Origin of the sequence: Isoptericola chiayiensis (assembly GCF_013149805.1) — a bacterium.
Lineage (GTDB): Bacteria > Actinomycetota > Actinomycetes > Actinomycetales > Cellulomonadaceae > Isoptericola > Isoptericola chiayiensis.
On record NZ_JABEZT010000001.1, the window covers coordinates 112,708 to 135,173 of the forward strand.

At 72.2% G+C, this 22,466-nt stretch carries 19 protein-coding genes; 1 reads left to right on the forward strand and 18 read right to left on the reverse strand.

What is annotated here, in order from left to right; genetic code table 11:
* Positions 1–10 precede the first annotated feature (10 nt).
* The 16 genes from HDG68_RS00450 to HDG68_RS00525 form a co-directional block, all read right to left on the reverse strand.
* Complete coding sequence (locus tag HDG68_RS00450) at positions 11–910, reverse strand: F0F1 ATP synthase subunit gamma (RefSeq protein ID WP_172148262.1); 900 nt, start codon at positions 908–910, stop codon at positions 11–13.
* Between the two features lie 4 nt (positions 911–914).
* Complete coding sequence (gene atpA, locus HDG68_RS00455) at positions 915–2,543, reverse strand: F0F1 ATP synthase subunit alpha (RefSeq protein ID WP_172148264.1); 1,629 nt, start codon at positions 2,541–2,543, stop codon at positions 915–917.
* A gap of 79 nt (positions 2,544–2,622) precedes the next feature.
* Complete coding sequence (locus tag HDG68_RS00460; protein ID WP_172148266.1) at positions 2,623–3,438, reverse strand: F0F1 ATP synthase subunit delta; 816 nt, start codon at positions 3,436–3,438, stop codon at positions 2,623–2,625.
* Entirely contained in the window at positions 3,438–4,028 is a 591-nt protein-coding gene (locus tag HDG68_RS00465) for a F0F1 ATP synthase subunit B (protein ID WP_172148268.1), read from the reverse strand. Before HDG68_RS00465 ends, HDG68_RS00460 begins: the two co-directional genes overlap by 1 nt.
* A complete protein-coding gene (locus HDG68_RS00470; protein ID WP_098464265.1) occupies positions 4,028–4,264 on the reverse strand; it encodes an ATP synthase F0 subunit C in 237 nt (78 codons plus the stop codon). The genes HDG68_RS00465 and HDG68_RS00470 overlap by 1 nt, the downstream gene beginning before the upstream one ends.
* 102 nt (positions 4,265–4,366) lie before the next feature.
* Entirely contained in the window at positions 4,367–5,215 is an 849-nt protein-coding gene (gene atpB, locus HDG68_RS00475) for a F0F1 ATP synthase subunit A (protein WP_343037341.1), read from the reverse strand.
* A gap of 207 nt (positions 5,216–5,422) precedes the next feature.
* A complete protein-coding gene (locus HDG68_RS00480) occupies positions 5,423–5,899 on the reverse strand; it encodes a Cg1360 family ATP-synthase-associated protein (RefSeq protein ID WP_172148270.1) in 477 nt (158 codons plus the stop codon).
* Complete coding sequence (locus tag HDG68_RS00485) at positions 5,853–7,124, reverse strand: undecaprenyl/decaprenyl-phosphate alpha-N-acetylglucosaminyl 1-phosphate transferase (RefSeq protein WP_172148272.1); 1,272 nt, start codon at positions 7,122–7,124, stop codon at positions 5,853–5,855. The genes HDG68_RS00480 and HDG68_RS00485 overlap by 47 nt, the downstream gene beginning before the upstream one ends.
* Complete coding sequence (locus HDG68_RS00490) at positions 7,121–7,807, reverse strand: L-threonylcarbamoyladenylate synthase (RefSeq protein ID WP_172149044.1); 687 nt, start codon at positions 7,805–7,807, stop codon at positions 7,121–7,123. Before HDG68_RS00490 ends, HDG68_RS00485 begins: the two co-directional genes overlap by 4 nt.
* 5 nt (positions 7,808–7,812) lie before the next feature.
* Positions 7,813–8,733, reverse strand: a complete 921-nt coding sequence (prmC, locus tag HDG68_RS00495; RefSeq protein ID WP_343037342.1) for a peptide chain release factor N(5)-glutamine methyltransferase — start codon at positions 8,731–8,733, stop codon at positions 7,813–7,815.
* 4 nt (positions 8,734–8,737) lie between these two features.
* Positions 8,738–9,829, reverse strand: coding sequence for a peptide chain release factor 1 (gene prfA, locus HDG68_RS00500; protein ID WP_172148274.1), 1,092 nt, complete (start codon positions 9,827–9,829; stop codon positions 8,738–8,740).
* Positions 9,830–10,057: 228 nt separating this feature from the next.
* Complete coding sequence (gene rpmE, locus HDG68_RS00505; protein WP_172148276.1) at positions 10,058–10,270, reverse strand: 50S ribosomal protein L31; 213 nt, start codon at positions 10,268–10,270, stop codon at positions 10,058–10,060.
* Positions 10,271–10,410: 140 nt separating this feature from the next.
* Positions 10,411–12,315, reverse strand: coding sequence for a transcription termination factor Rho (gene rho / locus HDG68_RS00510; protein WP_246253451.1), 1,905 nt, complete (start codon positions 12,313–12,315; stop codon positions 10,411–10,413).
* Between the two features lie 307 nt (positions 12,316–12,622).
* Positions 12,623–13,552: a homoserine kinase gene (thrB, locus tag HDG68_RS00515; protein ID WP_172148278.1), complete on the reverse strand. Its 930-nt coding sequence runs from the start codon at positions 13,550–13,552 to the stop codon at positions 12,623–12,625.
* Position 13,553: 1 nt separating this feature from the next.
* Positions 13,554–14,660: a threonine synthase gene (gene thrC / locus HDG68_RS00520; protein WP_172148279.1), complete on the reverse strand. Its 1,107-nt coding sequence runs from the start codon at positions 14,658–14,660 to the stop codon at positions 13,554–13,556.
* A 2-nt stretch (positions 14,661–14,662) separates the two neighbouring features.
* Positions 14,663–16,033: a homoserine dehydrogenase gene (locus tag HDG68_RS00525; protein WP_172149048.1), complete on the reverse strand. Its 1,371-nt coding sequence runs from the start codon at positions 16,031–16,033 to the stop codon at positions 14,663–14,665.
* A 254-nt stretch (positions 16,034–16,287) separates the two neighbouring features.
* On the opposite strand from HDG68_RS00525, the gene HDG68_RS17275 reads away from it, so the two are divergent.
* A complete protein-coding gene (locus HDG68_RS17275) occupies positions 16,288–19,017 on the forward strand; it encodes a S8 family serine peptidase (RefSeq protein WP_343037343.1) in 2,730 nt (909 codons plus the stop codon).
* 300 nt (positions 19,018–19,317) lie between these two features.
* On the opposite strand, the gene lysA is transcribed toward HDG68_RS17275, so the two are convergent.
* Both lysA and argS read right to left on the reverse strand, forming a co-directional pair.
* Positions 19,318–20,718, reverse strand: coding sequence for a diaminopimelate decarboxylase (lysA, locus tag HDG68_RS00535; protein ID WP_172149052.1), 1,401 nt, complete (start codon positions 20,716–20,718; stop codon positions 19,318–19,320).
* Between the two features lie 35 nt (positions 20,719–20,753).
* Entirely contained in the window at positions 20,754–22,433 is a 1,680-nt protein-coding gene (gene argS / locus HDG68_RS00540; RefSeq protein WP_172148280.1) for an arginine--tRNA ligase, read from the reverse strand.
* Between the last annotated feature and the right edge of the window lie 33 nt (positions 22,434–22,466).

Genomic DNA, 22,466 nt, shown 5'->3' on the forward strand with positions numbered 1-22,466 from the left:
ACGCGGGACGTCACGACGCCGCGAGGGCGTCAGCACCCGAGACGATCTCGCTGATCTCCTGGGTGATGTCCGCCTGGCGGGCCTGGTTCGCCAGGCGCGTGTAGTTGCGGATGATGTCCTCGGCGTTGTCCGTCGCGGTGTGCATCGCACGCTGGCGCGACGCCAGCTCGGACGCCGCCGCCTCCAGCATGAAGCTGAAGATGCGGCTGCGCACGTACCGCGGCAGCAAAGCGTCCAGGACGCTCTCCGGCGACGGCTCGAAGTCGTACAGCGGCAGCGCGTCGTGCTCGCCGGGCGTCGCGACGCCCTCGACGACCTCGAGCGGGAGCATGCGCACGACCCGCGGGCGCTGGGTCACCATGTTCACGAACTGCGTGTAGACGACGTGCAGCTCGCTGACGCCCCCCTCGGCCTCCGGGGCCAGGAAGGCACCGAGCAGCGTGTCGGCGATGTCGCCGGCCACCTCGGACTCCGGGCTGTCGGACCCGTAGGACCACTGACCGGCCAGCTCGCGGTCCCGGTACTTGTAGTACGAGATCGCGCGACGCCCGGCGGCGTAGAGCGAGACCTGCTTGCCCTCGGCCGTCAGCCGGGCCACGAGCCGCTCCGACTCGCGGATGATGGCGGCCGAGTAGGACCCGGCCATGCCACGGTCCGAGGCGATGACCAGCACCGCGACGCGGTCGGTGTCGGTGCGCTCGGTGGTCAGCGGGTGATCGGTCGAGGTGTGCGTCGCCACGGCCGACACGGCGCGCGTGATCGCGCGCTCGTACGGCGCGGCGGCAGCCGTCCGGCCGCGCGCCTTGCCGATGCGGGACGCCGCGATCAGCTCCTGCGCGCGGAACATCTTCTTCAGCGACTGCGTCGACTTGATCCGCTGCTTGTAGACGCGCTGGGATCCTCCGGCCATACGATCAGCCCTTCTTCTGCACGACGAGCTGCTCCTGCTCGACGTCGGTGTCCCCGGACACGTCCTCGCCGCCGACGAGCGCCGAGCCGTCGCCCTTGAGGAACCCGTTGCGGAAGTCCTCCACGGCCGCGGCCAGGGCGTCCTCGGTCTCCTGCTCGAGCTTGCCGGTCTCCGTGATGGTGCTGAAGACGTCGGTGTTGCGGCGCAGGTGCTCCAGCAGCTCGGACTCGAACCGCTTGACGTCCGCGACGGGAACGTCGTCCAGCTTGCCCTTGGTGCCGGCCCAGATGGAGGCGACCTGCTCCTCGACCGGGTACGGGGTGTACTGGGGCTGCTTGAGCAGCTCCATGAGCACCGCACCGCGGGCCAGCTGCCCGCGCGACGCCGCGTCGAGGTCCGAGGCGAACATCGCGAAGGCCTCGAGCGAGCGGTACTGCGCCAGCTCGAGCTTCAGCGTGCCGGAGACCTTCTTCATGGCCTTGACCTGCGCGTCACCGCCGACTCGGGACACCGAGATGCCGACGTCGACAGCGGGGCGCTGGTCGGCGTTGAAGAGGTCGGACTGCAGGAAGATCTGCCCGTCGGTGATGGAGATGACGTTGGTCGGGATGTAGGCCGACACGTCGTTCGCCTTGGTCTCGATGATCGGCAGACCGGTCATCGAGCCCGCGCCCATCTCGTCGGAGAGCTTGGCGCAGCGCTCCAGCAGCCGGGAGTGCAGGTAGAAGACGTCACCCGGGTAGGCCTCGCGGCCCGGCGGGCGGCGCAGCAGCAGCGACGTGGCGCGGTAGGCCTCGGCCTGCTTCGACAGGTCGTCGAAGATGATCAGCACGTGCTTGCCGGCGTACATCCAGTGCTGGCCGATGGCGGAACCGGTGTACGGGGCGAGGTACTTGAAGCCCGCCGGGTCCGACGCCGGGGCGGCCACGATCGTCGTGTACTCCAGCGCGCCGGCGTCCTCGAGCGCGCCGCGCACCGAGGCGATGGTCGAGCCCTTCTGGCCGACGGCGACGTAGATGCAGCGCACCTGCTTGTCCGGGTCGCCGGACTCCCAGTTGGCCTTCTGGTTGATGATCGTGTCGATCGCGATCGCGGTCTTGCCGGTCTGGCGGTCGCCGATGATCAGCTGACGCTGACCCCGACCGACCGGGATCATCGAGTCGATCGCCTTGATGCCGGTCTGCAGCGGCTCGTGGACCGACTTGCGCTGCATGACGCCGGGCGCCTGCAGCTCGAGGGCGCGGCGGCCCTCGGACTCGATGTCGCCGAGACCGTCGACCGGGTTGCCCAGCGGGTCGACGACGCGACCCAGGTAGCCCTCGCCCACGGGGACCGAGAGCACCTCGCCGGTGCGACGGACCTCCTGGCCCTCCTCGATCCCGGTGAACTCACCGAGGACGACGACACCGATCTCGCGGACGTCCAGGTTCTGCGCGAGGCCGAGCGTGCCGTCCTCGAAGCGCAGCAGCTCGTTCGCCATCGCGCCGGGCAGGCCCTCGACGTTCGCGATGCCGTCGGCGGCGAAGGTCACGCGGCCGACCTCCTCGGTCGCCGCTCCCTCGGGCTCGTAGGACTTCACGAAGCTGTCCAGTGCGGCGCGGATCTCCTCCGGCCGGATCGTCAGCTCAGCCATTGCTCTTCTCCTGTCGTGGCCGCAGGTGCGACCGAACGTTCATCTGCGCCGACCGGCGGCCGGCTGGGCGTCGTGTAGGTCAGCCGGCCAGCCGGCGACGGGCGTCGGCCAGGCGGGTCAGCACGGTGGAGTCGACGACGTCCGCGCCGACCTGGATTCGCAGCCCGCCGACGACGGCCGGGTCGACCGTCACGTTGAGCTGCACGGGACGGCCGTAGGCGCGCTCGAGGATGCCCCCGAGCCGCTCCTCCTGTGCCGCGGTGAGGACCGAGCCGCTCGTGACGGAGGCCACGAGACGGTGACGACGCTCGGCCGCGACGTCGCCGAACCAGGTCAGGCTCGGCACGAACCGGCGACCCCGCGGAGCGGTGGTCGCACGGCGGGCCAGCACGAGCGTGACCGGGTCGACCTTGCCGTCCAGCAGGTCGTCCACCAGGGCAGCACGACGGGACGCCTCGGTCGTCGGGTCGGAGAGCGCCTGCCGCACGTCACGCTGTCCCGCCAGGGCCCGCGTGAGCCGGAACAGCTCGTCCTCCACCGTCTCGAGGGCCTGCCTGGCCTCCGCACCGGCGAGCACGGCGTCGACGCCGAGCCGCTCGAGGGCGTCCGTCAGGTCGGCCTCGCTCGACCACCGTGACCGGGCCAGTCCGGAGACCAGGTCGATCACGCGCTCGTCGAAGCCGCCCGCCAGGACGGTACGGACCACCTGGGCCTTGTCGTCGCCCTCCCGCGAGGGGTCGGCGAGCGAGCGGCGCAGCGCACCGGACCCGTCCAACGCGGTCACGACGACGAACAGCTGCTCGCCGAGCGTGGTGGCGTCGGCACCCGCCGACCGCAGCACCGGCTCGAACCGCTCCTGGGCGGCTGCCAGCGATGCTCCGCTCGTGCCTCGCATCAGCCCTCCCTGGTGGCGTTCGTCGTCGCGGACTGCTCGGCCTCGAGCTCGTCGAGGAACCGGTCGACCACGCGCGACTGCCGGGCGCTGTCCTCGAGGGACTCGCCGACGATCTTGGACGCGAGCTCGGTGGCCAGGGTCCCGACCTCGGACCGCAGGGAGACCGCGGCGGACTGCCGCTCGGCCTCGATCTGACGGTGCGCGGTCTCGACGATGCGTGCCGCCTCGTCGTTCGCCTTGGCCTTGAGCTCGGCCACGATGGCGGTGCCCTCGGCCCGAGCCTCCTCACGCGTCCTGGCCGCCTCGGAGCGGGCCTCGGCGAGCTGCTGGTGGTACTCCGCCAGCGCCGCTGCCGCCTCCTCCTGCGCCTTCTCGGCCTTGGCCAGACCGCCCTCGATCTTCGCGGTGCGCTCGTCCAGGACGACCTGGAACTTGGGGAGCACGACCTTGTAGAACACGACGGCGATGACGATCATGACGACCGACGACCAGATGATGTCGTACCAGGCGGGGATGAAGAGGTCGATCCCCTCCGCCGTCGTCTCTTCGGCCGCCACGATCACCGGGGCGGCGAAGTTCGCCGCCGCCATCACGCGGCCGGGAAGAGGAAGCCGGCGACGAGGCCGAGCAGGGCGAGGAGCTCGACGAACGCGACACCGAGGAACATGGTGGCGCGCAGCTGGCCGGCGACCTCGGGCTGGCGGGCCATGCCCTCGATGGTCTTGCCGATGAGGATGCCGAGACCGATGCCCGGGCCGACCGCGGCGAGGCCGTAGCCGACAGCGTTGAGGTTACCGGTGACCTCGGCGAGGGTGGTGACGTCCACTGGGTTTCCTTCCGTTGGGCGTCGGACCGGGCGGCCCGACGTCGCTGACTTACGTCTGGGGTGGGTAGGTGGGCGTGTGCCGTCAGGGAGCCGATCCGGGGATCAGTGCTCCTCCTCCAGCGACAGGCTGATGTAGACCGCGGCGAGCAGGGCGAAGATGTACGCCTGCAGCAGCGCGACCAGGATCTCGAACAGGGTGACCGCGAAGCCGCCGGCGAGCGTGAGCGCGCCGATGGCCTTCAGGGCCGGTGCCGCCTCGAGGAGGAAGAAGTGCGTCGCCGCGAAGCAGAGCACGAGCATGATGTGCCCGGCGATCATGTTGGCCGCGAGTCGCAGCGCGAGCGAGGCCGGCCGGACGACGAGGATCTGCAGCAGCTCGATCGGCGTGACGATGATGTAGATCGGCCACGGGATCCCGGGCGGGAAGAGGTTGTTCTTCAGGTAGCCGCCGAGCCCGTGCTTGCTGACGCCGACCCACCAGTAGGTCACGAAGACCCAGAGGGCGAGGACGATCGGCAGACCGATGCGGGCGGTGCCGGCCATGTTGAGGAACGGGATGATGCCCGTGATGTTGAACGCGAGGATCGAGAGGAAGATCGTCGTCAGCATCGGGACGAAGCGCCGGGCGTTCGTCTTGCCGAGGATCTCCTCGGCGATCTGGACGCGGACGAAGTCGAGGATCATCTCGATCGCGCCCTGGAACCGCCCGGGCACGAGCTTGGCCCGACGAGCGGCGATCACGAAGACCGTGAGGAGCACGGCCGCCGCGACGATGCGGATGATCCAGATGCGGTCGATCTGGAAGATCGTGTCCTCGAAGAGGATCGCCGGCGGGAAGAACTCGTCGATGGACGGCACGTGGAAGCCGCCCTCACCCTCGGAGGCGGCGAGCAGCGTGGGGGTCGCTGAGGTGAACAGGAGGACTCCCGGTGGTCGAAGGTCGTTCGGCACGCCACGAGCATGTGGGCACACCGTCGGACCTGGCCGTCATGGATTCGCGCACAGCCTACTAGATGATCTGCCGTGGTCGAGCATCAAGACTGCTCGTCCCGGCCGGAATCCCGCGCCTTGTGAACTATGGCACTTGTGGAACTCGGAAGCGTGCCCGAGGCACCCGAAACGGTCGTCGCCCGGGTCGCGCCGTCCCGTCCCAGGAGGTCACGGCTGCACGTACGGCATCCGCGCGCCCCGCACCGCCTGGTAGTCCAGCAGCGCCGAACCCACCGCACCGACGGCCAGGACCACGAAGAGCACGTACGGGTCGTAGAAGTCCGCTCCACGCAGCAGCACGAGCACGACGACGAGCACCACGATCTTCGCCAGCCACGCGCCCATCACCGTCGCCGCCATCGTCGTCGGGGACTTGCCGACCGTGCGCTGCATCGACCAGATCGTCGTCGCGCAGAAGAACGCGGCCAGGCCCGCGCCCACCAGGGCGCCCCACAGGCCCGCCGTCCCGGCCACGAGCCAGCCCACCAGTCCCCCGATCACGACGAGGCCGCCCACCAGGGCCAGCGTCGACCGCATCGCGCGGCGCAGCATCGTGCGCTCCGAGGCCTGCACCTCGTCGAAGGTCCGCCCGGGCACCTCAGCCGGGTCGCCCTGCGGGTCCGGAGTGGCGTTCTGCTCGGTCATGGTCGTGCTCCTTGGTCGGGACGGGGCTCGACACCCGGGTCGAGGAGGGTGCGGTCGCGCGGACGGTGCGCGACGACGGCGCGGACGTGGCGACGGGCAGCGTGCCGGAGGCGACGTCGTCGTCCAGGAACCGCCCGCGGGTCCGCAGCGGACCCAGCGTCAGCACGAAGGCGACGACGACCGCGACGGCCAGCCACACCAGCACCACCTGCCAGCGCCACCGCACGAGCGCGGCGGCACCGAAGGCGAACACGGCGGTCCACACGTAGAGGATCAGCACGGCGCGCCGGTGCGAGTGGCCCAGGGCCAGCATGCGGTGGTGCAGGTGCAGCCGGTCCGGAGCCATCGGGGACTTGCCGGCCGCGAGCCGCCGGACCACCGCCATCGTCATGTCCAGCAGCGGCAGCAGCACGACCGCGACGGGCAGCACCAGCGGGATGAACAGCGGGGCGCGCTGGGCACCGGAGATCGCGACCAGCGTGGGGTCGAACCGGCCGATCACGGAGATGGCCGCCCCGGCGAACACGAGCCCCAGGACCATCGAGCCCGAGTCGCCCATGAAGATGTGCGACGGGTAGAAGTTGTGCGGCAGGAAGCCCAGGCAGATCCCCACCAGCACCGCCGTCATCAGCGTGGCGATGCTCGCGTAGTTCTCCGGGCTGGCCTGCTGCGTCAACGAGTACGTGTAGAGGAAGAACGCCGAGGCGCCGATGGCGACGATGCCGGCTGCCAGCCCGTCCAGCCCGTCGACGAAGTTCACCGCGTTCATCGCCACCACGATCACGAGCACCGTGAGGAACAACGACAGCCGCGCCGAAGGGATCGTCAGCCCGCCCGGGGTCGGCAGCCAGACGAGCTGGACCTGGTTGAAGGCGACGAAGCCGGCCGCGAGCATCTGCCCGGCCAGCTTGGTCATCCAGTCCAGGTCCCACACGTCGTCGGCCCAGCCCAGCAGGCACACGATGGCCGCGCCGCCGACGATGCCGATCACCTGGCGGTCGGCGAAGACGTCCTCGAGGAACGGCATCTGCGACGCCAGGAGCACCGCCACGACGATCCCGAGCAGCATCGCCAGACCACCGAGCCGCGGTGTCGGCTGCACGTGGACGTCACGGGCCCGGACCGCCGAGATCGCGTTGGTGCGGCGGGCGACCCAGCGGGCACCCGGCGTCGCCAGGTACGTCACCGCGGCCGCGACCAGCATGACCAGGACGTAGACCCTCACCCGGCGGGCTCCCCCGCGGCGTCGTCCGCACCGGCGGGCTCCGGCACCTCGTCGACGCCCAGCACCGGCGCGACCTGACGCAACGCCTCCAGCGGGATCGCGCCGTCGCGCACGACACGCAGCGTCGCCCCGGTCGCGTCGACGATCGTCGAGGCGACACCACCGGGTGCTGTCCCGCCGTCGAGGTAGCAGGTCACGGCGTCCCCGAGCTGGTCGACGGCGGAGGCGACCTCCGTCGCCGCCGGGCCGCCCGTCCGGTTCGCGCTGGAGACCGCCAGCGGCCCGGTGCGCCGCAGCAGCGCGAGCGCCGCCTCGTGGTCGGGCATGCGCAGCGCCACCGTGCCGTGCGTCTCCCCCAGGTCCCAGTGCAGGGAGGGCTGGGAGCGCAGGATGATCGTGAACCCTCCGGGCCAGAACTCCTCGATGAGGGCTCGGGCGTCGTCGGAGACGTCGACCGCCAGGCCGTCGACCGTCCGCGTGTCGGGCACCAGGACGGGCGGCGGCATCTGCCGTCCGCGGCCCTTGGCCGCCAGGAGGGCGGCCACCGCCTCGGGGTCGAAGGCGTCGGCGCCGATGCCGTAGACGGTGTCCGTCGGCAGGACGACGAGGCCCCCGCGGGAGACGGTGTTCACGGCCTCGTCGATCGCGGGGCCCCAGGTGTTGGCGTCGGTGACGTCGCGCACGCTGCTCACGCAGGCCAGTCTGTCACGGTTCCGGCCTGCTCCGGCGCGCGCGGCCGCCGGGCCACGACCATCCGGTCGCGGCCGGACAGGTCCGGGCGGGTCCCGACGTCCACGAACCCGTGGTCCGCGACGAGGGACCTCGCGGCCGCCGCCTGGACCTCGGCGTGCTCCATGACCAGCAGTCCCCCCGGACGCAGCAGCCGGGCCGCCGCCGCGACGATGCCGCGCGGCACCTCGAGCCCGTCGGCGCCGAGCCCGTAGAGCGCGACCGCGGGATCGTGCCGAGCGACCTCGGGTTCCTGCGGCACGGCGTCGGACGGCACGTACGGCGGGTTGGAGACGACGACGTCGACGCTCCCGTCCAGGTCGGACAGCGCGGTGCGGGCGTCGCCACGAACGAGGTGCACCCGGGAGCCGCGGAGGTTCCGCGCCGCCCAGCCGTGCGCGGTGGCGTCCAGCTCGACGGCGTGCACCTGCGCACCGGGCACCTCGGTCGCCACGGAGAGCGCGATCGCCCCCGACCCGGTGCACAGGTCGACGACGACGACGCTCCCCCGCGTGGAGATCGCCTCGGCAGCCGCGTCGACAGCCACCTGCGCCACCTGCTCGGTCTCCGGGCGCGGGACGAACACCCCGGGCCCGACAGCGAGCTCCACGTGCCGGAACGGTGCCGTCCCGGTCAGGTGCTGCAACGGTTCACGGTCGGCACGACGTCGCACCAGCAGCGCGAACCGGGCCGCGACGGACTCCGGACCTGCGCCGTCGGACATCTCGCTGCCGAGCAGCGTGCGACGCCGCACCTCCCCGCGCGGCACGCCGAGGACGTGCGCCAGGAGCAGCTCGGCGTCCGGGCGCGGCGAGGGGACACCGGCGGCAGCGAGGTCCTCGGCGGCACGCCGCAGCAGCAGGTCGACGCGTTCGCCCACCGGCTCAGGCCCCGCCGGCCGCGGCCATTCGGGCGGCCTCGTCCGCCTCGATCGCCGACCGGACGACCGGGTCGAGATCGCCCGCCAGCACGTGGTCCAGGTTGTACGCCTTGTACCCGGTGCGGTGGTCCGCGATGCGGTTCTCCGGGAAGTTGTACGTCCGGATCCGCTCGCTGCGGTCGACCGTGCGCACCTGCGAGCGGCGGATGTCGGCGGCCTCCGCCGCGGCAGCCTCCTGCTGCGCCGCCAGCAGCCGGGCACGCAGCACGCGCATCGCCTGCTCCTTGTTCTGCAGCTGCGACTTCTCGTTCTGCATCGAGACCACGATGCCGGTCGGCAGGTGCGTGATGCGCACCGCGGAGTCCGTGGTGTTCACGGACTGCCCGCCCGGCCCGGAGGACCGGTAGACGTCGATGCGCAGGTCGTTCGCGTCGATCTCGACCTCGCCCGGGTCGTCGACCTCCGGCAGCACGAGCACGCCGGCGGCCGAGGTGTGGATGCGCCCCTGCGACTCGGTGACCGGCACCCGCTGGACGCGGTGCACCCCGCCCTCGTACTTGAGGTTGGCCCACACGCCGTCGGCGGGGTCCTCGAGGTTGCCCCGCGTCTTGATCGCGAGCTGGACGTCCTTGAACCCGCCGAGCTCGGTCTCCGTGGACTCCAGCACCTGGGTGGCCCAGCCGCGCCGTTCCGCGAACCGCAGGTACATGCGCAGCAGGTCTCCCGCGAACAGCGCCGACTCGTCGCCGCCCTCGCCGGCCTTGATCTCCAGGATCACGTCGCGTCCGTCGTCGGGGTCGCGAGGGACCAGCACGCGGCGCAGGTGCTCGGCGGCCTCGTCCTCCGCAGCGGTCAGCTCCGGCAGCTCGGCCGCGAACGACTCGTCCTCGTCGGCGAGCTCCGCCGCGGCGGATGCGTCGTCGTGCGCGGTCCGCCAGGCGCGGTAGGCGCCGACCACGCGGTTGAGCTCCGCGTACCGGCGTCCCAGCGTGCGGGCGCGGCCGGCGTCGGCGTGCACCGAGGGATCGGCGAGGGCGCTCTCGATCTCCGCGTGCTCGGCGAGCAGCGGCTGCGCCACCGCGAAGTCCTCGGTCACATCGTCTCCTGTTCCGGCCGCGGGGTAGGCGAACCCTTCGCGAAGTAGGCGAACCCTTCGCGAGGTAGGCAACGTCGTCGCGAGGTAGGCGGCCCTTGCCTACCTCGGCGGGAGGTTGCCTACCTCGGCGACCACGGGCCGCCCCTCCGACGACGGCAGCGCCGGTGGTCCGGCGTCCGACTGCCCCTGGAGAGGTTGTCGGGCGGACCACCGGCGCTGCCGGGGGTGCTACTTGTTCTTCTTGCCGTAGCGGGCCTGGAACCGGGCCACGCGGCCACCGGTGTCGAGGATCTTCTGCTTGCCCGTGTAGAACGGGTGGCAGGCGCTGCAGACGTCCGCCGAGATCTTGCCGCTGGTCTCGGTGCTGCGGGTCACGAAGGTGTTCCCGCAGGTGCAGGTGACCTCGGTGGTGACGTACTCGGGGTGGATACCGCTCTTCATGATGCTCCTTGGTGTGATGCCGCCGGGTCGCCTCGCAGGACCGCGAGCCGTGAACCGGCAGGCCGACGAACCATTCTGCCAGAACGCGGGCGGTCGGGGAATGATTCCGCCCGCGTCCCGGATGTGACGTCCGACGCGCGTCAGACCGTCTCGCCCGGACGGTCGTCCGTGAGTCCGGCGGGCGTCGTCTTCTGGACCTGCAGGAGGAACTCGACGTTGGTCGGCGTCTCCTTGAGCTTGCCGAGCAGCAGCTCGGCCGCCTGGGTCTGGTCGAGGGCGCCCATGACGCGACGCAGCTTGTAGACGATGCCCAGCTCCTCCTTGGAGAGCAGGATCTCCTCGCGCCGCGTGCTCGAGCTGTTGACGTCGATCGCCGGGAAGATGCGCTTCTCCGCCAGCGAGCGCGACAGGCGCAGCTCCATGTTGCCGGTGCCCTTGAACTCCTCGAAGATCACCTCGTCCATCTTGGAGCCGGTCTCCACCAGCGCCGTGGCGAGGATCGTGAGCGAGCCGCCGTTCTCGATGTTGCGGGCCGCGCCGAAGAACTTCTTGGGCGGGTAGAGCGCCGCGGCGTCCACACCACCGGACAGGATCCGGCCCGACGCCGGGGCGGCCAGGTTGTAGGCACGCGACAGGCGGGTGATGCCGTCGAGCAGCACGACGACGTCCTGGCCGAGCTCGACGAGCCGCTTCGCCCGCTCGATCGCCAGCTCGGCGACCAGCGTGTGGTCCGAGGCGTGCCGGTCGAACGTCGAGGCGATGACCTCGCCCTTGACCGAGCGCTCGAAGTCGGTGACCTCCTCGGGGCGCTCGTCGACGAGCACGACCATGAGGTGGACCTCGGGGTTGTTCGTCGTGATGGCGTTGGCGATCTGCTGCATGATGATCGTCTTGCCGGCCTTGGGCGGCGCCACGATGAGGCCGCGCTGGCCCTTGCCGATCGGCGCGACGATGTCGATGACGCGCGGCGTCAGCCGGGTCGCCTCCGGGTTCTCCAGGCGCAGCCGCTCCTGGGGGTACAGCGGCGTGAGCTTGGTGAACTCGGACCGCTCGCGCGCCTGCTCGGGCGGCATGCCGTTGACGGAGTCGAGCCGGACCAGCGCGGAGAACTTGTTGCGCACGTTCTTGCCGCCGCCGCTCGAGTTGCCGCCGGGCGGCTCCTCGCCCTCGCGGGGCTGGCGGATCGCGCCCGTGACCGCGTCGCCGCGGCGCAGGCCCGACTTCTTGACCTGGTTCAGCGAGACGTAGACGTCCTTGGAACCCGGCAGGTAGCCGCTGGTGCGCACGAACGCGTAGTTGTCGAGGACGTCGAGGATGCCGGCCACGGGGACCAGCACGTCGTCCTCGCGCACCTCGGGCTCGTCGAGGTGCAGGTCGGGCGCGTTGCCACCGCGACCGCCGCCGCGGTTGCGCTTGCGGTCACGTCCGCGGTCCCGGCCGCGACGACGGCGCGACCCGGACCGCTCGTTCTGCTGGTCGCCGCGCTGGCGCTGGTCGTCCTGGCCCTGGCCCTGGCCCTGGCGGGAGCCGTTCTGGTTGCCGGACCGGGAGTCCTGACCGGACCGGTCGGAGTCCTGCCCCTCGCCCTGGCCCTCCTGGCGCGGGCGCTGGTTGCGCTCGCGCGGCGCCGCGACGGCGTCGGCCAGCTGAGCGAGCCGGGCCTCCCGGTCCTCGCCACGACCGGCCGACTTCTGCTCGCGGGCGGGTGCCTGCTCGGTGCGCGGTGCGTCGGCGGCGCCGTCCTGCGCGGCCGACGTCGGACGCGTGGCGCGGCGCTGGCGCCGCTGCCCGCCCTCGGCCGGTGCGTCGGTGCGGACTGTCTGCGCCGTCGCGGTCGCCGCGGCGACCGGCTGCTCGGCGACGGCCGGCTGCTCGTCCCGCGCCTCGGCGGGGCGACGGCGCTCGGCGGGAGCGGATGCCGCCCCCTGCTGCTGACCTCCGCCACGTCGGGTGCGGATCGCGTCGGCGAGGTCGCTCTTGCGCATGCGGCTCGTGCCCTTGACGCCCAGCTGGGACGCCACGGCCTGGAGCTCGGCAAGCTTCATCGAGCTCAGGTTGTCGGTGGTGTTCGTCACGAAGGACCCTTCCCCCTCGTATGCGACCCTGCGGCGAAGCCGTGCGGGTCGGGGTGGTGGGCACCCGGAATCAGGATCATCCGGGCGCGAAACCTCGTGTCAGTGCTACGACGACGTCGGCTGACCGGGTTGCTGGCGGCCTTCAGTACGGGGAATCGGGAGGTACCGGTGCTGTCTCCGTGACCGGGGCGCCCTGCTGACGTCGAAGCGCGCAGCAGCACGGAACGATCTGGAGAGGATGCCGCACTGGCCGATCCCGATGGTCGACCCCGAAGGCTTAGTTCATGCTACCACTCCTGCAGACGGCGCCCGCGGTGTCGATGCTCGGGTCCGCACGACGCCAGCCGGCGACGTCGTCGACCAGGTCGGCGAGCAGCGCGTCGAGCGGCTCCTGCTGACCGGGTCCGGTCAGCACCAGCACCGTGGGTCCGGCGCCCGACACCGTGGCCGCCAGCCCCTCGGCCCGCAGCGACCGGACCAGCTCGGCCGTGGCCGCCATGACCTCGGCACGGTAGTCCTGGTGGATCCGGTCCTCCGTGGCGTCGAGCAGCAGCTCCGGCCGTCGGGCGAGGGCCTCGACGAGCAGTGCCGCCCGACCGGCGGTGAAGGCCGCGTCGGCGTGCGGGACCTGCTCCGGCAGCACCCCGCGCGCCCGGCTCGTCGCCAGCCGCACGTCCGGCACGAGGACCGTCGCCGCGATCCGCGGGTCGAGCTCCAGGTCCACCGCGCGCGGTCCGGCAGGCCCGGACCAGGCAAGGGTGGCGCCGCCCCGCAGTGCCGGTGCCGCGTTGTCCGGGTGCCCCTCGAACGCCGTGGCGATGCCGAGCATCGTCGTCCGGCCGAGCGCCTGGGGGTCGGCGAGCAGGCCGCGGGCCGCCACGATGCCTGAGACGACGGCGGCCGCCGAGGACCCGAGCCCCCGGCCGTGCGGGATCCGGTTGGCGCAGCGCAGGTGCATCCCGGTCAGCGGCGCGCCGGCCACCTCGAGCGTGTGCCGCAGCGCACGCACCACCAGGTGGTCCTCGCCGTCGGGCACCTCACCGGCACCCTCGCCGGTGACGTCGACGCGGATCTCGTCGCTCGCGACGAGCCGCACCTCGATCTCGTCGTACAGCCCCAGGGCGAGGCCCATCGCGTCGAAGCCCGGCCCCAGGTTCGCGCTCGTGGCGGGGACACGGACGACCACGTGGTCGGCGCCGAGCCTCATCTCACTCCAGCCCGAGCGCGTCGGCGACGGAGACGACGTCGGCACCCACGCGGGTCGGCGTGACGTCCGCGCCGTCGGGCCCGCGCAGCGCCCACTGCGGGTCCTTCAGCCCGTGACCGGTGACGGTCACCACGACGCGGGCGCCGGCCGGGACGAGCCCGCGCTCGGCACGCGACAGCAGCCCCGCGACGCCGGCGGCGGACGCCGGCTCGACGAAGACGCCGACCTCGGCGGACAGGATCCGGTGCGCGGCGAGGATCTCGTCGTCGGAGACCGCCTCGATCACGCCCCCGGAGTCGTCGCGCGCCTGCTCGGCCTGCGTCCACGACGCCGGGTTGCCGATCCGGATGGCGGTGGCGATCGTCTCCGGGTCCACCGGGTGGCCCTGGACGATCGGGGCCGCGCCCGCCGCCTGGAAGCCCCACATGGCCGGGGTCCGGGTGGCGACGGCGACCGGCGCGGCGCCGGGACCCTGCTCGCTGGTCGCGATGCCCGCGTACTCCCGGTAGCCCTTCCAGTAGGCGGTGATGTTGCCCGCGTTGCCGACCGGTAGCGCGTGGATGTCGGGTGCGTCGCCGAGGGCGTCCACGACCTCGAACGCCGCCGTCTTCTGGCCCTCGATGCGGTCCGGGTTGACGGAGTTGACCAGCTCGACCGGGTAGGCCTCGGCCAGCTTGCGCGCCACGACCAGGCAGTCGTCGAAGTTGCCGTCGACCTGCAGCAGCTTCGCCCCGTGGGCGATGGCCTGGCTGAGCTTGCCCATCGCGATCTTGCCGTCGGGGACCAGCACGGCGCAGACCATCCCCGCCCGGGTGGCGTAGGCGGCCGCCGACGCCGAGGTGTTGCCGGTGGAGGCGCACACGACCGCCTGGGCGCCCCGGGCGGCGGCGGCGGACATCGCCGTCGTCATCCCGCGGTCCTTGAACGACCCCGTGGGGTTCATCCCCTCGACCTTGACGTGGACGTCGGCACCCGTGCGCTGCGAGAGCGCCGGCGCCGCGACGAGCGGGGTACCGCCCTCGGCCAGCGTGACGATCTTCTCGGCGACGTGGGCCGGCAGACGGTCGGCGTACTCGGTGATGACACCCCGCCACTGGTGGGCCGGCATGGTCAGACTCCCTCGACTCGCAGGACGGACGTGATCTGGCGGACGGGTTCCAGGCCTTCCAGGGCCGCGACCGTGGCGGCCAGCGAGGCCTCGCGGGCGGCGTGGGTCGTGATGACGAGCCGGGCCACGGGCTCACCCTCGTCGGGGACGGCCCCCGGGGCGGGCTCGGAGGCCGGCTCGGCCTCGAAGGGCGCCGTGAGCGCCTCGCTCTGGCGCACGGTGTCGATCGACACGCCGTGCTCGGCGAGCACGCCGGCGACCTGGGCGAGCACACCGGTGCGGTCCGCCACCTCGAGCCGGACCTGGTAGCGCGTGACCGCGGCGTCGGACGGCAGCACCGGCAGCGAGGCGTACGCGGACTCCTGCGGCCCCTTGCCGCCGATGAGCCGGTCCCGGGCCGCCGAGACGACGTCACCCAGCACGGCCGACGCCGTCGGACGCCCCCCGGCGCCCTGCCCGTAGAACATGAGCGGACCCGCGCCCTCGGCCTCGACGAAGACGGCGTTGAACGCGCCGCGCACCGCCGCCAGCGGGTGGTCGGTGGGCACGAGCGCCGGGTGGACGCGGGCGGCGACGCCCTCCCCCGTGCGCTCGGCGATGGCCAGCAGCTTGAGCACGTACCCGGTGCGGCGCGCCCAGTCGACGTCGTCGCTGGTGATGCCGCGGATGCCCTCGCGGGCCACCTGGTGGATCGAGACCCGGGTGTGGAACGCCAGGGAGGCCAGGATCGCGGCCTTGGCCGCCGCGTCGAAGCCGTCGACGTCGGCCGTGGGGTCGGCCTCCGCGTACCCGAGCTCCTGGGCACGCTTGACGGCGTCGTCGAGATCCATGCCCTGGGTGGTCATCTCGTCCAGCACGTAGTTCGTGGTGCCGTTGACGATCCCCAGCACCCGGTTGACCTGGTCCCCGGCGAGCGACTCGCGCACCGGCCGCACGATCGGGATGGCCCCGGCGACGGCGGCCTCGAAGGACAGGTCGGCGCGGGCGGCGTCGGCGGCCTCGAACAGCACGGGTCCCTGCTCGGCGAGCAGCTGCTTGTTCGCGGTGACGACGCTCGCGCCGCGGGCCAGCGCCCGCAGGATCAGGCCGCGCGCCGGCTCGATGCCGCCCATGAGCTCCACGACGATGTCGGCGGTGTCGACCAGCGCCTCGGCGTCGTCGGTGAGCAGCTCGGCGGGGACTCCGTCGCGGGGGCGGGTCAGGTCGCGCACGGCGACACCCACCAGCTGCAACGGGGCACCGACGCGCGCCCCGAGGTCCGGGGACTGCTCCAGGAGCAGGTTCGCGACCTGGGAGCCCACCACGCCGCAGCCCAGGAGCGCGACGCGTACCGGGGTGCGCTCGTGGAGCGGGGCGTCCGACGGCGCGGGCACGGCGGGCGGGCTGGCTGCAGCGGGCACGGGCGACCTTCGATCCTGGACGGGCGGGGACGTCGCCCAGGATAGCCCTGGACGACGGCGGCCCGGCCGGTCCGTCCGGATGCTGACGCCGGCGCAGGTCGGGTGCAGGACGCGGTCCGGATGTCACGATCTGGTCACGGTGTGACGGCGCGCACACTTGCCTGACACATCTGTGTCACACGTCACCCCTACCGTGTGCGACACACCAACCCCAATGGGAGGACACAGTGCGCATCACCATGCGACGGCGTGCCGTCGTCGGCGCGCTCGCAGCGTTCGGCATCGCCGCCACCACCGTGGCCGTGCCGGGCGTCGCGACCGCGGACGACCCCCAGGGCCCCGAGCCCCTGGCGCCGGTTCACACCACCCCGACCGACGGCGACGGCGCCGTCGTCAACGAGACGCCCGGCGCCTGGTTCGTCGAGCTCGAGACGCGCCCCACGGCGCAGGGAGGCAAGCGGGCCGCGGTCCGCAGCGACCACGCCGCGTTCCGGCGGGCTGCCCGCGACTCCGGCGTCGAGTACACCGAGCGCGAGGAGTTCGACGCGCTGTTCAACGGCTTCTCCGTCGACATGGACAGCTCCCAGCTCGGCAAGCTCCAACGGACCGAGGGCGTCAAGGCCATCTACCCGATGGTGCAGCTCTCCGTCCCCGAGCCGCAGAGCACGTCCAGCCCGGAGATGGCGACCGCGCTCGCCATGACCGGCAGCGACGTGGCACAGAACGAGCTCGGGCTGTCCGGCGACGGCATCAAGGTCGCGGTGATGGACACCGGCATCGACTACGAGCACCCCGACTTCGGTGGTGGCGAGTACCCGACCGAGCGCGTCGCCTACGGCTACGACTTCGTCGGTGACGCCTACGACGCCGGCTCCCCCGACCCCGCGGCGCGCGTCCCCCAGCCGGACTCCGACCCCATGGACTGCCAGGGTCACGGCACCCACGTGGCCGGCATCGTCGGAGCCGACGGCGAGGTCGTCGGCGTGGCCCCCGAGGTCACCTTCGGCGCCTACCGCGTGTTCGGCTGCGAGGGCTCGACCGAGGCCGACATCATGATCGCCGCCATGGAGATGGCGCTCGAGGACGACATGGACATCCTGAACATGTCGATCGGCTCGTCCTACACGTGGCCCGACTACCCGACCGCGACGGCCGCCGACGCGGCGGTCGACGCCGGCATGATCGTGGTGGCCTCGATCGGCAACTCCGGCCGCACGGGCGTCTACTCCACCGGCGCCCCCGGCGTCGGCGCGAAGAGCATCGGCGTCGCCTCCGTGGACAACACGAACAACGACGCCGCCCTGGCGATCGCCGAGCCGTCGGGAACCGAGGTCCCGTACACGGTTCTCGCGGACGTCGCGGCCCCGCCCACCTCCGGCTCGACCGACCCGATGGTCCACGTCGGGCGCGGCTGCGTGGACACCCTCGGCGACGAGCTCCTCGCCGACCCGGCGGGCATGACCGCGCTGGTCGACCGTGGCGACTGCGCCTTCGCGGAGAAGTACGACTCCGCCGTCGCCGCCGGTGCGACCGCCGTCGTCATCGCCAACAACATTCCCGGGCTGTTCAACGGTGGTGGCGTCGTGGACGCCGGCGTCCCCGGGGTCGGGATCAGCCTGGCCAGCGGTGACGCACTGAAGGCCGAGATCGAGGGTGGCGCCGACGTCACCCTGACCTGGACCGACGAGACCACGTCCGTCGTCAGCCCGACCGGGGGCGAGAAGAGCGACTTCAGCTCCTACGGCCTCTCTCCGGACCTGACGCTCAAGCCGGACCTGGCCGCACCTGGCGGGAACATCCACTCGACGTACCCGCTCGCCAAGGGCGGCTACGCCACCCTGTCGGGCACGTCGATGGCTGCTCCGCACGTCGCCGGTGCCGCCGCGCTGCTCCTCGAGGCGGACCCGGAGATCGGCACCACCGAGATGCGGGACCTGCTGCAGAACACGGCCGACCCGATCCTGTACGCCGGCACCTACGTCGAGACCGTCCACGGCCAGGGCGCCGGACTGATCGACGTCCCGGCCGCGTACGCCGCGACGACGTCGGTCACCCCGGCGAAGATCTCGCTCGGCGAGTCCGTCGTGGACCGCGTCGACGGCGAGCCGGTCTTCGAGCCGGTCACCACGACCCTGACCGTGTCGAACGACTCGGACGCCGAGGTCACCTACACCATGGGGCACACGACGGCGCTGGCGACCTACGGCGACACCTTCGCGCCGACGCTCTCCATCCTGGACGCCACCGCCGAGTTCTCGGCGGACACGGTCTCCGTGCCGGCGGGTGGATCGGCCGAGGTGGACGTGACGATCATCTCCCCCGGACTCGACGGTTACCAGGTGCTCTACGGCGGGTTCGTCGAGATCACCGGCGACGACGGTTCCGAGATCTCGGTGCCGTACGCCGGGTTCGACGGTGACTACCAGGACATCGAGGCGATCACCCCGATCGACCTCGGCGACGGCACCGTCGTCGACGTTCCCTGGATCACCCGCCTGACCCAGTGCGCCGAGTTCGTCGAGCTCGACTGCATCGACCCGGCCGGGTCGTTCAGCGAGGCCGGCGGAGAGACCTTCTCGCTGCAGTGGGTGGACGGTCTGCCCGACTACCCCTACGTCGTCGCGCACTTCGACCACCAGGTCGAGGACTTCGAGATCTCGGTGATCGACGGCAAGGGGCGCAGCAAGGGCGCCTTCACCGTCGCCGCGGACCTGGGCTCCCTGGGTCGTAGCGAGACGGCCGCCGGTATCCAGGCGTTCGTGTGGGACGGCACCGCCACCAAGAAGAAGGGCAACCGCGAGGTCACCAAGACCCTCAAAGACGGCGACTACCAGCTGAGGATCGACGCTCTCAAGGCGAACGGTGACCGGGCGAACCCGGACCACTGGGAGACCTGGACGTCGCCGGTCTTCACGATCGATCGTCCGGGCAAGGGCAACGGGAAGGGCAAGGGGTGACGATCGCACCCCACCTGCCGAGGTAGGCGACGTCTCGCCGAGGTAGGCAACTCCTCCGCGAGGTAGGCGACCTCCCGGCGAGGTAGGCATCGACCTACCGAGACGGCACGGCGAACGGCTCCGCATCCGGAAGGGTGCGGAGCCGTTCGCGGTCGTGCGTCTGCGCCGAGGGGGGTCCGTTCCGCCTCGGGGAGAGGTTGCCTACCCCGGCGAGAGATCGCTTACCTCACGGGAAAGTTGCCTACCTCGCGGAGGAGTTGCCTACGTCGCGAGACGTTGGCCTACCTCGCGGACGGCGGCTCAGCCCTGGTCGAGGGCGAGCAGGTCCTCGACGGTCTCGCGGCGCACCAGGACCCGGGAGTCCCCCTCGGCGACCGCCACGACCGGCGGGCGGGTCAGCGCGTTGTAGTTGGAGGCCATCGACCGCCCGTAGGCACCCGTCGCAGCGACGGCGAGCAGGTCCCCCGCGCGCACGTCACCGGGCAGCAAGACCTCGTGCACCACGATGTCGCCGCTCTCGCAGTGCTTGCCGACCACGCGGGCCAGCACCGGGGCGGCGTCGGAGAGCCGCCCCACGACCTCCGCGTGATAGTCCGCGCCGTACAGCGCCGGACGGATGTTGTCGCTCATCCCCCCGTCGACAGAGACGTACAGCCGCGTGAACGGCTCGGCGTCCGACGACCCTCCGCCGGCCGGCGAGACCGTCACCGGCTTGACCGTACCCACCGTGTACAGAGTCATCCCCGCGGGGCCGACGACGGCCCTGCCGGGCTCGATCGAGAAGCGCGGCAGCGGCGTCCCGAGCTCGGAGCAGACGGCCGCCACCGCGGCGGCCACGTCCCGCGCCACGGGTGCGGGCTCGAGCGCCTCGTCGGCCGGCAGATAGGCGATGCCGTAACCGCCACCCAGGTCGACCTCCTCCACCAGGACGCCGGTACGCTCCGCCAGGTCGGCCCGCAGCTGCAGCACCACGCGGGCCGCCGCCTCGAACCCGGACGGGTCCAGGATCTGCGAGCCGATGTGGGAGTGGATGCCCAGCAGCTCCAGCTCGGGCCGCGCCACCACCGCCTCGAGAGCCCCGAGCGCCGGCGACGTGCCGCCGTCGGGCCCGGGCGTCACGGAGAGCCCGAACTTCTGGTCCTCGTGCGCGGTGGAGATGTACTCGTGCCCGCCGGCGTGCACGCCGGTGGTGACCCGGACCATCACGGGCGCGACGACACCGCGGGAGGCGGCCAGGTCCCCGACCCGCTCGATCTCGACCAGGGAGTCGACGATGATCCGCCCGACGCCGGCGTCCAGCGCGGCGAGGACCTCGCCGTCGGACTTGTTGTTGCCGTGCAGGCCGATGGCGGCGCCGGGGACGCCGGCGCGCAGCGCGACGGCGAGCTCGCCGCCGGACGCCGTGTCGACCCCCAGGCCCTCCTGGGTGGCCCAGCGGGCGACGGCGACGGTCAGCAGCGCCTTGCCCGCGTAGTAGACGTCGACGCCCGTGCCGATCTGCTCGAAGGCGGCTTCGAAGGCACCCCGGTAGGCGCGGGCGCGCGCACGGAAGTCAGCCTCGTCCAGCACGTAGGCCGGCGTCCCGTGCTCGGCGGCGAGGTCACCCGCGCCGACGCCGGCCACCTCGACCTCGCCGTCCGGCCGACGTCGGACACCCGAGGACCACGGCGCACCCAGCGCACCGGGCCCACCTGTCGGCAGTGCCGCCGTCGTCCCGTCCACGTCCACCCGGGCGCTCACATGCGCTCCGGGGCGCTGACGCCGAGCAGGTCGAGCCCGTTGGCGAGCACCTGGCGCACGGCGTCGTTGAGCCACAGGCGCGTGCGGTGCACGGTCTCGACCTCCTCGTCCGGGTAGGGCAGGACGCGACGCTCGCTGTACCACTTGTGGTAATCCGCAGCGAGCCCCTCGAGGTAGCGGGCGACGCGGTGCGGCTCGCGCAGCTCGGCCGCCTGGGCGACGATCCGCGGGAACTCGGTCAGGCGACCGAGCAGCACGGCTTCGGTCTCGTGGTCCAGCAGCGCCGGGTCGAAGCCGTCGCCCCGTGCCACCGACCGGTCGGCGGCGTTGCGGTCCACGGCGCAGGTCCGCGAGTGCGCGTACTGCACGTAGTAGACCGGGTTCTCGTTGGTGGCGCTGGCGAGCAGGTCCAGGTCCAGGTCGATGCTCGTGTCGACCGAGGACCGGGCCAACGAGTAGCGCGCGGCGTCGACGCCCACGGCGTCCACGAGGTCCTCGAGCGTGACGACGGTCCCGGCACGCTTGGACATGCGCACCGGCTGGCCGTCCTTGACCAGGTTGACCATCTGGCCGATGAGGAGCTGCAGGTTGACGCCCGGGGTGTCGCCGAACGCGGCGCACACCGCCATCATGCGGCCGACGTACCCGTGGTGGTCCGCGCCGAGCATGATGATCGCCTCGTCGAAGCCGCGCTCGCGCTTGTCCAGGTAGTAGGCGATGTCACCGGCGATGTACGCGGCGTCGCCGTCGGACTTGATGACGACCCGGTCCTTGTCGTCGCCGAAGTCGGTCGTACGCAGCCAGGTCGCACCGTCCGCCTCGAACATCCGGCCCGCGTCCTGCAGCCGGGCCACGGCGCGGTCCACCGCACCGGACCCGTGCAGGGAGTCCTCGTGGAAGAACACGTCGAAGTCGACGCCGAAGTCGTGCAGCGAGGACTTGATCTCGCCGAACATGCGCTCCACGCCGCGCGACCGGAAGACCTCCTGCGCCTCCGCGTCGGGCAGGTCGCGCGGGTCGGTGTCGCCCGCAGCGACCGCGTCGGCGATGACGGCGTCGGCGATCTCGGCGATGTACTGCCCGCCGTAGCCGTCCTCCGGCGCCTCCTGGCCGCGAGCGCGGGCGAGCAGCGACCGCGCGAAACGGTCGATCTGCGCGCCGTGGTCGTTGAAGTAGTACTCGCGCGTCACCTCGGCGCCGCTGGCCTCGAGCACGCGGGCCAGCGAGTCACCGACGGCGGCCCAGCGCACGCCGCCGATGTGGATCGGCCCCGTCGGGTTCGCCGAGACGAACTCCAGGTTGACCTTCTTGCCGGCCTCCGAGTCGTTGCGGCCGTAGGCGGCGCCCGACTCGACGATGGTGCGCGCCAGCTCGCCGGCGGCACCGGCCTCCAGCGTGATGTTCAGGAAACCCGGGCCGGCGACGTCGACCGCCTTGATCCCCGGGGTGGACCCGAGGCGCGTGGCGAGCTCCTGGGCGAGCTCGCGCGGCGGCACACCGGCCTTCTTCGCGAGCTGCAGGGCCACGTTCGTGGCCCAGTCGCCGTGCTCGCGCTGCTTGGGTCGCTCCACGTGGACCGACGTCGGCACGGCGTCGGCGTCGAGGGCGAACGTGCCGTCGGCCACGGCCGAGGCGAGGGCAGCACTGAGTACGTGGGAGAGCTCGTCGGGTGTCACCGGGCGATTCTATCGGCCCCGCCCGCCACACCG